The 15,214-nt window shown below is 35.4% G+C and carries 15 protein-coding genes, 1 tRNA gene and 1 pseudogene; 4 read left to right on the forward strand and 13 right to left on the reverse strand.

Going from position 1 to position 15,214, the window contains the following annotated elements:
- From OZD64_RS06760 to OZD64_RS06770, 3 genes and pseudogenes are all read left to right on the forward strand, one after another.
- Nucleotides 1-87: ankyrin repeat domain-containing protein (locus tag OZD64_RS06760; protein ID WP_394370290.1), on the forward strand; the 87-nt coding region annotated here is incomplete at its 5' end.
- Nucleotides 78-446 (forward strand): ankyrin repeat domain-containing protein, encoded by a 369-nt coding sequence (locus OZD64_RS06765; protein ID WP_274999257.1) that lies wholly within the window; start codon nt 78-80, stop codon nt 444-446. The genes OZD64_RS06760 and OZD64_RS06765, both read left to right, overlap by 10 nt.
- A pseudogene (locus OZD64_RS06770) lies at nt 426-568 on the forward strand (ankyrin repeat domain-containing protein); the annotation flags it as partial. The gene OZD64_RS06765 and the pseudogene OZD64_RS06770, both read left to right, overlap by 21 nt.
- A 91-nt stretch (nt 569-659) precedes the next feature.
- On the opposite strand, the gene OZD64_RS06005 reads toward OZD64_RS06770, so the two are convergent.
- From OZD64_RS06005 to OZD64_RS06025, 5 genes are all read right to left on the reverse strand, one after another.
- Nucleotides 660-1,079, reverse strand: a complete 420-nt coding sequence (locus OZD64_RS06005) for a YqaA family protein (RefSeq protein ID WP_010962395.1) — start codon at nt 1,077-1,079, stop codon at nt 660-662.
- Nucleotides 1,080-1,085: 6 nt separating this feature from the next.
- Nucleotides 1,086-2,459 carry a cysteine--tRNA ligase gene (gene cysS, locus OZD64_RS06010; protein WP_274999518.1) on the reverse strand — a complete coding sequence of 458 codons (1,374 nt, stop codon included), beginning with the start codon at nt 2,457-2,459 and terminating at the stop codon, nt 1,086-1,088.
- Nucleotides 2,452-3,108, reverse strand: a complete 657-nt coding sequence (locus OZD64_RS06015; RefSeq protein ID WP_182282481.1) for an exopolysaccharide biosynthesis protein — start codon at nt 3,106-3,108, stop codon at nt 2,452-2,454. Before OZD64_RS06015 ends, cysS begins: the two co-directional genes overlap by 8 nt.
- Before the next feature lie 166 nt (nt 3,109-3,274).
- Nucleotides 3,275-3,442, reverse strand: coding sequence for a twin-arginine translocase TatA (tatA, locus tag OZD64_RS06020; RefSeq protein WP_006013840.1), 168 nt, complete (start codon nt 3,440-3,442; stop codon nt 3,275-3,277).
- Between the two features lie 128 nt (nt 3,443-3,570).
- Nucleotides 3,571-4,344 carry an ABC transporter ATP-binding protein gene (locus OZD64_RS06025; protein WP_006280146.1) on the reverse strand — a complete coding sequence of 258 codons (774 nt, stop codon included), beginning with the start codon at nt 4,342-4,344 and terminating at the stop codon, nt 3,571-3,573.
- Nucleotides 4,345-4,491: 147 nt separating this feature from the next.
- Between OZD64_RS06025 and OZD64_RS06030 the strand changes: the two genes are divergently transcribed.
- Nucleotides 4,492-4,568 (forward strand) — tRNA-Arg (locus OZD64_RS06030).
- Nucleotides 4,569-4,669: 101 nt separating this feature from the next.
- Here the strand turns inward: OZD64_RS06030 and uvrC are convergent.
- From uvrC to OZD64_RS06070, 8 genes are all read right to left on the reverse strand, one after another.
- Nucleotides 4,670-6,487 (reverse strand): excinuclease ABC subunit UvrC, encoded by a 1,818-nt coding sequence (uvrC, locus tag OZD64_RS06035; protein WP_274999520.1) that lies wholly within the window; start codon nt 6,485-6,487, stop codon nt 4,670-4,672.
- Nucleotides 6,471-8,588, reverse strand: a complete 2,118-nt coding sequence (glyS, locus tag OZD64_RS06040) for a glycine--tRNA ligase subunit beta (protein WP_038199670.1) — start codon at nt 8,586-8,588, stop codon at nt 6,471-6,473. Before glyS ends, uvrC begins: the two co-directional genes overlap by 17 nt.
- Before the next feature lie 3 nt (nt 8,589-8,591).
- Nucleotides 8,592-9,431: a glycine--tRNA ligase subunit alpha gene (locus OZD64_RS06045; protein WP_274999522.1), complete on the reverse strand. Its 840-nt coding sequence runs from the start codon at nt 9,429-9,431 to the stop codon at nt 8,592-8,594.
- 44 nt (nt 9,432-9,475) lie between these two features.
- Nucleotides 9,476-10,234 carry a phosphatidylglycerophosphatase gene (locus tag OZD64_RS06050; protein WP_266407145.1) on the reverse strand — a complete coding sequence of 253 codons (759 nt, stop codon included), beginning with the start codon at nt 10,232-10,234 and terminating at the stop codon, nt 9,476-9,478.
- Nucleotides 10,235-10,380: 146 nt separating this feature from the next.
- Nucleotides 10,381-11,376, reverse strand: coding sequence for a porphobilinogen synthase (gene hemB, locus OZD64_RS06055; RefSeq protein ID WP_038199675.1), 996 nt, complete (start codon nt 11,374-11,376; stop codon nt 10,381-10,383).
- Nucleotides 11,369-12,394: an NADH-quinone oxidoreductase subunit NuoH gene (gene nuoH / locus OZD64_RS06060; RefSeq protein ID WP_038199678.1), complete on the reverse strand. Its 1,026-nt coding sequence runs from the start codon at nt 12,392-12,394 to the stop codon at nt 11,369-11,371. Before nuoH ends, hemB begins: the two co-directional genes overlap by 8 nt.
- Nucleotides 12,378-14,426: an NADH-quinone oxidoreductase subunit NuoG gene (gene nuoG, locus OZD64_RS06065; protein WP_274999526.1), complete on the reverse strand. Its 2,049-nt coding sequence runs from the start codon at nt 14,424-14,426 to the stop codon at nt 12,378-12,380. The genes nuoH and nuoG overlap by 17 nt, the downstream gene beginning before the upstream one ends.
- A 5-nt stretch (nt 14,427-14,431) precedes the next feature.
- Nucleotides 14,432-14,644 carry a hypothetical protein gene (locus tag OZD64_RS06070; protein WP_006279675.1) on the reverse strand — a complete coding sequence of 71 codons (213 nt, stop codon included), beginning with the start codon at nt 14,642-14,644 and terminating at the stop codon, nt 14,432-14,434.
- Between the last annotated feature and the right edge of the window lie 570 nt (nt 14,645-15,214).

Below are 15,214 nucleotides of genomic sequence, written 5' to 3' on the forward strand. Positions count from 1 at the left end.
GATGTTAACGCTAAAGATGAAAATGGCAACACTCCGCTACACTTTGCTGCTATTATGGGAAATTTGACACGGCTAGAGTGCTACTAAAACACAATGCAGATGTTGATACTAAGAATAATAGGGGAATGACAGCATTGCATTATGCCACTGATTTTGATCACCAAGAACTTGTGGAGTTACTTTCAGCTCGTGATACAAATTCTATTGACGATGGGATGTGTATGGTTGCTTTAGCTAAGACACTATTGAAACACACCACAAATGTTAGTGTTAAGAACGAATGCAATAAAACTCCACTGCACCATGCTGCTAAAATCGGAAGTGAAAAATTAACAAAATACTTCATTAAAGAAGGGGATGATGTTAACGCTAAAGATGAAAATGGCAACACTCCGCTACACTTTGCTGCTATTATGGGAAATTTGACACGGCTAGAGTGCTACTAAAACGCAAAGCAGATGTTAATGCTAAGAATAATAGGGGAATGACAGCATTACATTATGCCACTGATTTTGATCATAGGGATCTTGTGGAATGGCTTTTAGCTCATGGTGCATCCATCCTGTGACTACTGAAATTTTGCATTTAATTTATAGCTCCGCTTCTATCAGGGCATAGGATGACAGAAGTGGGCTTTAATGGCTGTAGTACTATAGCTGTTATACTCCAAAAGTAAGTATTAGATATAACAAATAGAAGAAATTAGATAGAATGATTAAAGGGGCAAGGGTATAAAGGTTTAACTTAAAATAACCTGATAAAATTTGAATCACACTTCCAAGTGCTGGCACCCATGAAAGTAATGTAACTGCACAAATCAGTAGATTTTTTACGATTTTTGGTGTTTTATGCTCGTTCTCTAGTTTGCGGTATGATTTTCGTATAGAGATTGTTATTCTACCTAAATACCAGTTAACTATTCCACCAAGGCTTGATCCTAGTACTCCAAAAAATAACATCAGTAGTGGAGTGTGATACGACCTGAAATAAAGCATGGTATTGAACACAAAACCTTGATGTATGGGTAAGACTAATGATGATACTAGACTATCTGTGAATAACAGAAAGTAATTTTCCATATGAGTTTACCAGGTTGTTGTACCATCTTCATTGTCAGAAATTGTAATCCCCATTTGTTTCAACTGATCCCTTATTTTGTCTGCAGTATCGTAATTTTTATTTTTTTTTGCAATTTTTCTTAAGTCTATCAACCTTTCTATTTCTTGATGATTTACATCCACAGCAAACCACTTTTCATAACTTGACTCAAGAAGACCAATAAATCTGGCACTCTTAACAAAACTCTCAGTTAATTTTAGCTTTTCACTTTCATTACTCATTTTGTTAATTTTTGCAGCCATTTCATGTAATATAGCTAGAGCTTCAGGAATGTTTAAGTCGTTTTTTAAAGCGTCTATAAAATCTTTAGAAATCTCTGCGTTACTTTCATCAATATTTATTGTATCTAAACCACGTGATAGCCGATTAAATTTATTTAAGGTTTCCTGTGCGTCAGAAATAACGTTTTCTGTCCAATCAAGTGGTTTTCTGTAGTGAGTTTTGAGCAGTGCATAGCGTATTACTTCACCCTTTATTCCACTATCTAGCAAATCTCTTACTTTGACTATATTAAATAAGGACTTGCTCATTTTCTCTTCATTTACTGTAAGAAAACCGTTATGTATCCAGTATTTTGCAAACATTGATCCAGCAAATGCAGACTTACTCTGTGCAATTTCATTTTCATGGTGAGGAAATTGTAAATCTATGCCGCCACCATGAATATCAAAATCTTTGCCAAGGTAAGCATATGACATTGCTGAGCATTCTATATGCCATCCAGGTCTGCCCTCTCCCCATGGGCTATTCCAATAACTTGAAAGTTTGTAGTCAATATCATTTGCAGGCTTCCACAGCACAAAATCTCCCGGGTGCTTTTTATTTTCATTAACTTCAACTCTGCTACCTGGAACCAATTTATCAGTTTTTTTTCCTGATAAAGCACCATATTCATGGTAAGATTCTATATTAAAATACACATGTTTGTCAGATTCATAAGCGTGGCCTGATTGCAGCAAATGTTCAATTAATTTTATAATATAATCTACGTTTTTCGTTGCTTTTGGCTCGTGTGTTGGCTCTGCACAATTTATGCTTCTCATATCTTCATGAAAAGCCTTGGTGTAATATGTGCTGATACTTTCTATGTTGCTATTTTTTTCACTTGCTGCATTAATTATCTTATCATCAATGTCGGTTATGTTACGCACATAGGTAACTTTGCCATAACAAAACTTAAGTAGCTGAAATAACACATCATACACAACAACAGACCGTGCATTGCCTATATGTGCTGTGTCATATACTGTTGGTCCGCAAACATACATTTTCACATGATCTTTATCGATAGGTGTAAAAAGCTCCTTTTTTTTTGTTAAGGTGTTGTAAAGCCTAACCATATACGAAGCTTTTGAGAAAAGAAAATGCCCCAATGATAAGTTGTGGCCCTTTGACTACTACAACAAGAGTAAGCAATAGCCCACACAATGATATTAAAACTCCCAATATGGATAGAAACCCATCTTTACTCATAATGCCAAGCGAAATAAGAGTCGTACCAATTGCAGGAATGAAGTTAGTAAGAGGCAATGGAAGAGCTATCGATAATGCAGAAAGCAACATTACAAAAGCTAAAATCTTTTCACCGGGCCCATAGAAAATAAAAGACATTCTTGGTTTCATGAACTTTTCTATTTTTTTTAATGCTGGAGAAGTTTTCTCTACCACAAAAGCTAGTGTTGAACGCTGAAAAGACCTTCTTTCCAACCAATGCGGCATCCAAGGAGAATCAAATCCAAATAGAAGCTGCAGTGAGAATAAGATTAAAGGTATAGAAAGAATAGTTGTATAACCAGGTGGAACCGGTATAGGCACCGATAGCGGCAAGGAGAAGATGATTATTAAAATACCAAAACCACGCTCATGCAAAGCTGTTTTAATGTCAAACAAAGTTACTTTATTGCTATCATTGTTATTGGTATCTGCAACCTCTTTTAGAATATCAGAAGCTAGTTTTTTATCTTTAGTTAGTTTCTCACTTTTTTGCACAATTATCCTTTAATAAAATATTCCTCTTAAGCTAACATAGTTGTTGCTGTATTTCAATATTTGTTATTTATTTCATACCAACACTTCATCTCTTTCATTCTTTAACCTGACTAAGTTTTTAAACAGATGACATGCACTAAGGTGCATGTCACGAAGTATGAGGACGCTAACGATCTGGTTCATTAGACGATAATTTTTCTGAGTCCTTAAGCTCCTGTTTAAGGTTTTTGATGCCTTTTCCTAAATCACCCATAACTTGCGGTAATCTGCCTGCACCAAACAGAACTAAAATTATTATTAAGACTAGAAACAATTGCCATGGTCCTAAACTCATTTTCACCTCCATTTAAAATATTGACCTTTAAATATTAAAACTTGACTGAAGTCAAGTAACACATAGATTATATCACCTTTATTTAATTATAAATCAAGGTTTTTTAATTATTTTATAACAATCCCAAACTAGATTATTTTCTTGCAGCGAATAAGTGGAAACTTTTCGCTTAACTGTAGAGTAGAAGAGAGCTCACTAAAAAACTTTGCTAGCGTATCGTCTTTAGGCTTATGGTATATATCGCTAGAAACTCCTGATTGAATAATTTTACCATTTTTCATTACGTAGATAAAATCTGCAACTTTCAATGCTTCTTGCGGGTCATGAGTTACCATTAGCACAGGGATATTTTTACTTCTAAAAAGGGACAATATATGTTGTCTTATTCGGCACTTGAGCAGTATATCTAAATTAGAAAATGGTTCATCTAACAACACAACATCAGGGTTTTGTGCCATCACTCTTGCTATTGCAACTAATTGTTGCTGTCCTCCAGATAAGGCGTTAGGGTACATATTTTCATATTTTTCTATATTGAGTAACTTCAAGATTTCCAATGCAATTAGGTGCTTTTCTCTCTTGGAAGAGCTGCGGATAGCAAAGGTTATATTTTCTACTACTGTTTTATGAGGAAATAATGCAGAATGCTGAAAAATCAATCCGATATTTCTATGCTCTATAGCGACTGATGCCTTATTACTTGCAACTAACCTATCATTTATAAAAATAGTTCCAGATTTTGGATTTTCTATCCCCGCAATTAATTTCAAAATTGTTGACTTGCCACAGCCAGAATGCCCCAATAAACATGCAACATTTCCTTTCTTTACTTTAATGTTTATATTGCTTAAAGCAAAGTCGTTTTGATTGTTATAGAAATAACCAATATTGTTAACTAGCATTAATCTTACTTAAACCATGTTATTAAATATAATAGCATTATACTCAAGAAGTACAGAAATGTTTTTTGTCGTCATAAATTGGTTATGCAAGAAATCTAGAAAAGAAAGGATTTTTTGCTATAATTTTACATGAATGGTAGGAAATACGGGACTATAGCTCAGCAGGATAGAGCGTTGGACTCCTAATCTGAAGGTCGTGCGTTCAAATCGCACTAGTCCCACCACATTGCTTCACAAATTTTATGGAGATTTTTTTTCACAAATACGCACACCTTTTTTTGCGGTTTTAAGATATAAATTCCCTAATAATAAAACGGGTTTTGTGTCATTCCAGTACTCCTCTCTTATAATTCACGTATTTAAGAATGACTTCTGCTAAACCTTTACTAATTCCAGGTACGTTTTGAATTTCAGCCAGAGAAGCTTTGCTTATATTTTTCACTGAACCAAAATAAGACATCAACGCTTTTTTTCTTTTGTTGCCAATGCCGGGTATTTTGCTTAATTGTGAAACTATAAACTGTTTATCGCGTTTTTTTCTATGTGAAGTTATCGCAAAACGGTGGGCTTCATTACGCAGCGATTGTAAGTAAAGCATGACTTTGCTGTCATTTGCCAGACTGAATTCTTCCCTGCCCAGCATATAAAATCTTTCATTTCCTGCGTTACGATCAGGACCTTTTGCCATACAAGCAAAAGGAACGTTTATATTCAATACTTCCAGTACATTCTGTACTATGGAAACATGTCCTGGTCCACCATCAATCAGTAAAAAATCAGGTATTATGCCTTTTATATTGCCGGAGAAACGTCTGGTTAGCACTTCCCTCATCATTTTATAGTCATCGCCTGAAAATTTTTCCTTTATAGTAAATTTTCTGTACTCACTCTTTAAAAAACCCTCCTGCCCTGCAACAATCATCATACCAATTTGCTGGCTTCCAGAAATATGGCTATTATCATAAACCTCGATACGCTTTGGAATGTTTGGTAACAAGAAGATTTTGCTAAGCTCCTCAAGCTTTTCTAGGTTATTTCTATAATCGATAAGCTTCTGCTCTAAGCTATGCTGAGAGTTATCATAAACAAATTTCAATAAATCACGCTCTTTTTTATTCTTTGCATGCAGAACTTTTACTGGCTTTTGAGCAACCTTATATAGTGCTTGTTCTATAATTTCCTTATCCACAATAGAATCTGGAACGTAAATTTGTATTGGAGGTATGTTAGCTGAATTATAAAAATTGACCAAAAAGGTGGATAAAATTTCATCATTTGAGTGATCACCACAGTTCTCGGCAAAGTAAGGAGTGCTGCCGTAGTTGTCTTTATTTCTAAACGATAACACACTAATACATGCTAGATCCTCTTCACGTACAATACTGAAGAAATCTGCATCTTTTTCAAAAGAAAAATCCGTGTGCTGTATTTGAATTTGCTCAAGAAACTTTACCCGATCTCTATATATAGCAGCAAGCTCATAGTTTTCTTCACTGCTGCACTTTCTCATTGTGAAAAGTAACTGTTCTTTCACTTCCTTATTTCTTCCAAGCAATGTATTTCGTGCCTGTTTTACTGATTGGCAGTAGTCGTCTTTTGTGATTTTGTTTATGCATGGTGCTGAGCAGCGCTTAATTTGATATTCAATACATGGTCTTTTTGTTGAGGAAAAGTATTGATCTGAACATACTCTTAGGAGAAAAGCTTTTTGCAATGACAATATAGTTTGCTTAACAGCAGCGGCAGATGTAAAGGGACCATAATAATGAAACTCATTTTTCTTAAATTTGCCTCTATATTTTGCTATTCTTGGATAATCGTGCTTGGAAATTGTTATATAAGGATAAAATTTTCCATCCTTGAGCACAATATTATAAAGTGGTTTCAATGATTTTATTAGCTGTGCTTCAAGAAGCAGTGCTTCGATTTCATTCTCAGTGATGAATATTTCAACCTTAATAACCTGTAAGAGCATAACTCTAATTCGTTCAGAAAGGTTTTCGAATTGAAGGTAGTCGGATAACCTTGACTTTAAGTTTTTTGCTTTTCCAACATATAAAACTTTATTCTTATCTCCAACCATCTTATACACGCCACAGGATTGTGGAGATGATTTGATTTGTTCTTTATATTGCCTGAGCATTTATCCATTGTTTAACCTGTATGAGGTTAAAATCTGCTACTAAATGAAAGATGGAAACTACATTTTCAAGCAAAGATAATCTGTTTCTTCTCAGCTTATCAGAATCACAGTTAATCTTTATACTGTCCATAAACTGATTGATAAACGGAGCAAAACCAGCAAGTTCATCAAGTGCTACATTAAAGTGGTTATTTTTTATCGCTTGTTTTATGTTTTTACAAGCAGTTATAGCACAATTTGATAGCGCAATTTCTTCACTTTCAATCAAAAACCTCTTACCGTAAGATGCACTATAAGTAGTGCCATCACTTTTCCTTGCTTTGCTCATCATGTTACTGACTCTTTTGTAAGTGCTTAGAATTTGTTCACCTTCTGGAGTACTAAGATAACGATCCAATATAACAGTTCGCTTTTCTGCTGTCAGCAGATCATTAATATCGATTTTATATAGTATTGAATCTACAACATCTTGCCTTATATCTCTATTTTTTAAAATAACCTTGAATCTTTCTAAGCAAAATCTAAATACTAGTTCTGAAATTTGTTTTCTATTCGGCTTATCAACTGACGCTGTATTTTTATTAAATAGAAGCCTTGAATATAAAGATACTGACTTGTCTATCATTAGCCTAATTGGAACATGCAAATTATTTTCAAGTATTGTCCTAATTATACCAATTGTCATTCTCCGCAAACCAAATTGATCATACGAACCAGAGATTTTCTCACCTGCTGCAATTAAACCAACTAAGCTATCCACTTTGTCTGCAATTGACACAGCAATTGCAGAAGGAGATTTAGGACACTCCTGCTCTGGCCCGATTGGCTTATAATGCTCAGTTATAGCTTCCACTACTTCTTTATCTTCTTGAAAATAAGAAGCATAATATCCACCCATTACTCCTTGTAATTCTGGAAACTCTCTGACTATCGATGTTGCCAAATCAGCTTTTGCCAAATATGCAGCACGTTCAACTTTTATCAGCGAAGCATGTGGAATAAATATAGCTATATACTTTGACAGAGCCGTAATACGCTTCACCTTTTCCCCCACGCTGCCAAGTGAAGCATGAAATAATATCGAACCTAATTTTTTGACATAATAATCTAGATTTTCCTTTTTATCTTGAGATATTAAAAATTGGGCATCAGCAAGACGTGCTTCTAATATTCTTTCGTGCCCTTTAACAACTTCACCATTGTTGACGTTGACAACAGTGACAAAGTGTGAAATTCTCTTTCCATTACTTAAAGCAAGGTATTTTTGTTGTGTATTAACTATACTAAGTATTACTTCCTTCGGTAATCCAAATGACTTTTCTTGATTCACTTCACCAAACAGTACGATTGGCCACTCTATAAGCCCTGTCAATTCATTTAGTAAATAATCATTTTTCTCAAGTTGTAAATTCTGCTCTTTTGTGAATTTATTAATCTGATCTAGTATAAATTGCTTTCTTTTGTCCATTTGGAGAATTACACTGTTTTTTTCTAGCAATTCAAAATAGTCTTTAGGTGCTTTAACAGTTAACGCTGTACCACTTGAGAGAAATCGATGGCCATATGTTGTGTTAGATGCTGTGATCCCTGCAAAAGACACAGGTATTATTTCGTCATTTAAAATGCATAAAATGTTTTTGATTGGCCTAACCCACCTTTCTTTTCCTTCGCCCCATCTCATGCTCTTCAACCAAGAAAAGTTTTTGAGCATTTCCTCCAGTTGATTTTTGAGGAATTCTCTGATGTTAAATGAGCAGCTTTCTCTTTTAATGAAGTAAAAATCCTCATTATTTACTTTTCGAACGAGCAAATCTTCTTCATTTTTCTGATATTTTCTTAAAAAACCTTCGATAGCACTTTTTGGTGCGTTAATGTTTGGTCCCTTAACTTCGTTATTGGAATCCTTTAGCTCCAAAGCATTTATGTTGTCGACAAATAGGGTAATGCGACGTGCCGTTATAAAAACCTCCATTGATGTAAATTTTACATTATTTTTGTTAAAAACATTGGCAATACAGCTTTTAACTTGAGTTGCAACTACATTCTGCATTCTCGGTGGTATTTCTTCTGAAAGGCACTCAAATAATAACTGCAACGACATACGCTATTTACTCATGTACAATTCACAACATTTTTTTGTTAGCTCTCTAACTTTACCAATATAAGCTGTACGTTCACTCACACCAAGCACACCTCTTGCATCAAGCAGATTAAGTAGGTGACTAGTTTTAATACATTGGTCATAGGCTGCCATTGGTAGCTCCTTTTCAATAAGGAACTTACACAATTTTTCCGTATCTTCGAATTGCTGCTGTACCACTTTAGTATCATAATAATCTAACGCTAGATAAGAAAATTCATATTCTCTTTGTTTAAAAATATCTCCGTAAGTTACACCGTTATCGTTCCAAATTATATCGTAAACATTATCTACACCTTGTATGCACATTGCTAAACGTTCCAACCCATATGCCACCTCACCAGGAATCATCTTGCAGTCAATCCCTCCAACTTGCTGTATATAAGTAAGCTGTGTTACTTCCATTCCATTGCATGTAACTTCCCATCCAAGTCCTGATGCACCAACGCTCGGATTTTCCCAATCATCTTCAACAAACTTAATATCATATTTTTCTGTAGATATGCCAAGAACTTTTAAGCTATCTAAATAGACGTCTTGTAAATTATTACCAGATGGCTTTATTATAACTTGATATTGGTGATGTTGATACAAACGATTAGGATTATCACTATAGCGTCCATCTGCTGGCCTAATTACTGGTTGTAGATATGCAATTTTTGCCGGTTTTGTATCAATTGCAGACATAATTGTTGCAGGATGTAATGTGCCAGCACCAACTTCAGATGTGTATGGGTGAAGTATAACACATCCTTCACTAGCCCAAAAATCTTGTAACTCTTTTATTATACTTTGTAAGTTCACACAAATTGTACACTTTTTATACTAAATATATAAATAAATAAGTACTATTCAATACCTATTTTTTTAACAGTATCATGTAAATAATCACCTAAAACTGCTGAACTTTCCCTCACATACTGAATTATGCTTTTATTTAGGACAATTGCATCATGCATAGTTAAATCGCAGAATATAAATGCTGTTAAATACAGTAAAATCACCGCATAAAATGTGTGAAAAATCCCCTCAAATGTAATTGACATTGCATTATTATAGCTGAGCTGTATTGAACTTATTGGCCATGGTTTTATCACTTCTACGACATTAAAAAATACGTAAGGTATCATAAGAAAAAAGAAAAAGTGCATAAAATCATTAAACCAAAATGGGCATTGAAATATCTGCTTACATATATTCCCATAGAGTTTACTTACAGCATAATAAATCGACATCATTGCCGGCATTGAAAGTGCTACAGTCAGTACTTGCCCTGACGCTATTTGTATTACTATTTCTTCACCACTGTTTGCTGAAGGGTCTTGAGCATGAAAAATAAATATTCCAATTAATTGCATTACTAACATAACTATTGCCAATTTTGTAAAAACAGCAGCTACAACTATTCCTGAGTCTGGCATTTTATATAGTAAGTATTCGCCTCCATATGTAAGAATTAATATAACATCGACAATAAATAATATTAAAAAAGAAGACCAATAGTTCTGCCAACTTGGTAAATATCCTATTCCTAAAAGAGAGCTTACTGTTTTAGCAGGAAAAACCTTGCCTAGCATCTTTCCCAAAAATTTAAAAAAAATCCCCATGTTCTAAGTAACACTTGGTTTATATTATTTATAATACTGTATTGTAACGGACTTATCAACAACTTAAAACATGTATTGGAAAACTTTAAGTAATATGCAGCAACAGTAGAAGAACGTGCGCCAAAAATTTAATAATTTTATAGGGCTTATGCACTTAAATTTTTTGCAATATCAAGTGCAGCGTAAGTGAATATTGCACTTGCACCCGCACGTTTGAAACCAATCAAAGATTCATAAATCACCTTGTCATAATCTAGCCAGCCATTATTTGCAGCAGCTTTTATCATTGCGTACTCACCGCTTACTTGGTAAGCAAAAATCGGAAAATTAAACTTATCACCTGCTGTTTTGATAATATCTAAATATGGCATACCTGGTTTAATCATAATAAAATCTGCACCTTCATTTATATCCATTTCAATTTCGCACATTGCTTCGTGCGCATTTTTATAATCCATTTGATAACCACTTTTGTCTATAGAATGTGATAGCCCACATGAACCAACGACTTGCCTGAATGGAGCATAGAAGCTAGAGCAGTATTTCACTGCATAAGATAATATTAATACGTCTTGAAAGTTGTTATCATCTAATGATTTTCTGATTCTTCCTACTCTACCATCCATCATATCAGAAGGAGCAACTATATCACATCCTGCCTTCGCTAAAGCAAGTGCTTGCTTACACAGTACTGATATAGTTTCATCGTTTTCTACATCCATCTGATTATCTTTTAAAATGCCGTCATGGCCATGAATAGTGTATGGATCCAGTGCAACGTCTGCAATAATACCAATTTCAGGTACCTTTAATTTTACAGCACAAATTGCTCTGCAGATTAAGTTGTCAGAATTATATGCTTCTTCAGCGTTTTCAGATTTTAGTTTACTGTCAACTACAGGAAAAATTGCAACAGCATTAATTCCTAAATCTTTAGCTTCCTTAACTATAGACACTAATCCATCTATTGAATAACATTTTACGCCTGGTAAGCCAGAAATTGGTTCAGTTGTTTCTTCTCTGTCATGAACAAACAGAGGAAGAACCAGATCATTTACTGATAAACTATTTTCACTTGTTAAATTGCGAACCCATTTGCTCGAGCGCCTGCGTCTTAATCTTGTATTTGGAAAATTAAACATTGGATCCAGGCAAGTTCCCAGTAAAGAGCAACACCCCTGAAATGAGTATCACCCAAAGGACCGATATTGGTAGAAATACTTTCCAACCAAGGCGCATTAGCTGATCATATCGATAACGAGGTATTGTTGCTCTAATCCAAATAAATATAAACAAAAGTATAACTATTTTCAAAATGAACCAAATTAAACCTGGAATTTTGTAAAGTAAACTGAACTCCAGCGGCGGATACCATCCTCCTAGAAAGAATATCGTCATCATAGCACTTGCTAGAATCATATTTGCATATTCTCCAAGAAAAAAGAGGGCAAAAGGCATGGATGAATATTCAACGTTATATCCAGAGACAAGCTCTGCTTCAGCTTCTGGTAAATCAAATGGGTGACGATTAGTTTCTGCAAGCAAAGAAATAAAAAATATTATTCCTATAGGCATTAGTAGCAAATCAACCCAAAATGGCATATTGTGTTTCGCTACCACCATCTCTCCAAGATTTAATGTTCCAGTGGTAATAACGACTGCAGCAACTATTAAGCCTATTGAAACTTCATATGAAATCATCTGAGCAGCCGACCGTATAGCGCCAAGGAATGCATAATTGGAGTTGCTTGACCAGCCTGCAATAATCACGCCGTATACTCCCAGCGACGATATAGCTAGCACGTAAAGCACTCCAACATTAATATTTGCTATAACCTTAGGAATAACTACTTGCTGGCCATTTTCTACAATTACTTCAGCACCAAACGGTATAACTGCCCAGGCAATTAATGCCAAGATAAAGGTAAGCATTGGAGCCATAATGAACAGTATGGTGCTCGCTCTAAATGGTATTATCGGCTCTTTAATCAGTAGCTTAATAGCATCTGCAAATGGCTGCAATAGCCCAAAAGGTCCAACTACACTCGGGCCGTGCCTTAGTTGAATTGCAGCAAGGACCTTACGCTCAAAGTATGTCAAATATGCAACTGAAAGTAGTAGCGGTACTAAAATAAATAAAATATTAACTAGTGTGTTCATAAAAAGCTTTAGTACAATCTGCCATTATTTTTGAAGCGCGACTTATTGAATCCGTCATATAAAAATTACACTCCTTTAAAGTAAAAGGTGTATCACTTAAATTTATTTTACCATTGCTAATTGGCACCCATGTGTTTTTTATCACTTGATCAGCATTTCTAAACTGTGGACCGATAGTATCTAATTTTTTTCTCACGTCAAATAAACTATCATATGGTAAGGAGAGATCCAAATATTGCGAGAGATTTTTAATAATTAACCAGTCCTCCTTTGCTTCACCTGGAGGAAATACAGCTAAATTTGTTCTTTGCACTCGACCTTCAGTGTTTACATAAGTTGCATATTTTTCTGTATATGCAGCACCAGGCAAGATAACATCTGCCACATGTGCACCCTTATCACCGTGATGACCTTGATAAATTACAAATGTGTTTTCTAACTTTGATGTGTCAATTTCATCTGCACCAAGAAGATAAACAACTTCTATTTCACCACTTTCTGCATGTTCCAATATTTGATTAATATCCCTTTCGCCTTTTTTAGGAACAAACCCAATATCTAGCCCACCAACTCTTGCTGCAGCTTTATGCAGCACATTAAAGCCATTCCAGTCATCTCTGACCATGTTAAATTCTTCTGCAATTTTGCCAGCTAGAATTAGAATTGATTCAGAATCGTCTCTTACTAATGCATCTTGACCGATAATCAGCATAGGGCTCTGAGCAGCACTCAGCAGCTTACAGAACTTATGATTTCCATTTGCTATTTCACTCAAAATATCAGGATTATCGCCCAATTTCTCAACATGATACAAATATTCAATGTTAGGACCAACACTTGCAACAGGAAAGTTGCCCTGTAAATATCTCTTGCTCAATCTTACGTTAATGATCGGTGCTTCTATCCTTGGGTTTGTATTTATAAGCAGACACAAATCCGCATTCTCTATACCTTCAATAGTGGTATTGAACACATACGATCCACGATTATTTGGTATAAGTTTTGCACCATCCTGCCTGCAATCTATATTTCCCGAGCCGAGCTTCTGCATCATTTCTTTAAGTAGAAGCATAGACTCACAATCTGCTAAATCACCTGCAATTGCAGCTATTTTATTTGATTTTGTATTCTTTAATTTCTTTGCAGCAACAGTTAATACCTCATTCCAATCAACTGGGGCTAATTTACCATCTTTTTTTATATAAGGTCGATCAAGACGCTGAACTTTTAGTCCATCATAGGCAAAGCGGGTTTTATCTGATATCCATTCTTCATTTACCTCTTCGCTCAGCCTTGGTAATATCCTCATAACCTCCGGGCCACGATAATCAACTCTAATTGCGCTACCCACAGCATCTAGCACATCTATAGTCTCACAATGTGATAGCTCCCATGGACGCGCTGTAAAGGAGTAAGGCTTTGAAGTTAAAGCTCCTACCGGGCAGAGATCTATGATATTTCCGGATAATTCAGAACTAATATGCCTTTTTATGTAAGTGCTAATCTCTACATTTTCTCCCCTTCCGATTCCTCCAAGTTCATTTGTACCTGCAACATCAGACAAAAATCTAACACACCGAGTGCAATGAATGCATCGATTCATCGCGGTCTCAATCAGTGGTCCGAAGTGTTTTTTTGGCACAGCCCTCTTATGCTCATCAAGTCTGCTGGTTCCTTTCCCATAAGCCATCGTGATATCTTGCAAATCGCATTCACCACCCTGATCGCAAATTGGGCAATCAAGCGGGTGGTTAATTAGCAAAAACTCAAGCACACCTTCACGTGCTTTTTTAACCTTAGGGGTATCAGTGTGAATAACCATCCCTTCTGCAACTGGCATTGCACAAGAGGCTACTGGTTTTGGAGGTCCACCCTCCACTTCAACCAAACACATTCTGCAATTACCAGCAATTGCTAAACGCTCATGATAACAAAAACGTGGAATTTCAACGCCCACGACTTCACAAGCTTGAATTATAGTGAGCCCATGCTCTACTTCACATTCCTTAGAATTAATAGTAACTTTAACCACAACTATTATACAGCTTCCCACTTTATAGGATTGCCGCTTACCTCATCTTCAACCAGATTGCCGTTGTCATATTGAGCAGACATATAATTCATGCGCGAATCACGATCTATATATCTAACAGGTTTTACCGGTTTATCTTTATACATTTTTTGCTCAGCTTTCTTACGCTGAGTAGGGTTATTTTTACTAGCTGTCTTTGCTTTCCCACCTGCTGCCATATAAACTCCTAAAAACTTTTCATTCTATTTTAACACTTAAGTATATAGCGTCAATATTTAATAACTTTAAAATTTCAATAGATCTCTTATTATAATCATTTTACAATCATTGTTTAAATAAAAAGTTACCCCTTGATGCCATTCCAGCGCATGACGCACAGCTGTACGAACATTGCAATTTGCAGGCAATTTGCGTGGCAGATTCAAGTAGCTGACACTGGTTTCCATCCAAGACAGCAGTAGCCCTTTCGGTGTTATTTCAGTGCTTGACACTGAAATCCAGGATTTTGATTGGATACTGAGTTGGTAAGCATAAAAGTGTAGCTAACGCGAGCTCTACGTCATACCGCGATTTATTCGCGGTATCTCAAAGCATAGATCCCGCTGCGGGATGACGATTGTCGTTTAGCTATAAACATTAAGAAATTTACCAAACGAAAAAAAAGGCAAAAGAAGCCCTGGGGTTATTATCCGCTTTAAAATATTGGCGTTTTTTATGTTTTAAACGCTTGACAAGCAAGATTAAGCTGCTTTTAATTGCAACTAACTTACGCTGCAAATGTTTAAGAA

It is taken from the genome of Wolbachia endosymbiont of Drosophila tristis (genome assembly GCF_028981745.1).
GTDB classification, from domain to species: Bacteria; Pseudomonadota; Alphaproteobacteria; order Rickettsiales; family Anaplasmataceae; genus Wolbachia; species Wolbachia pipientis.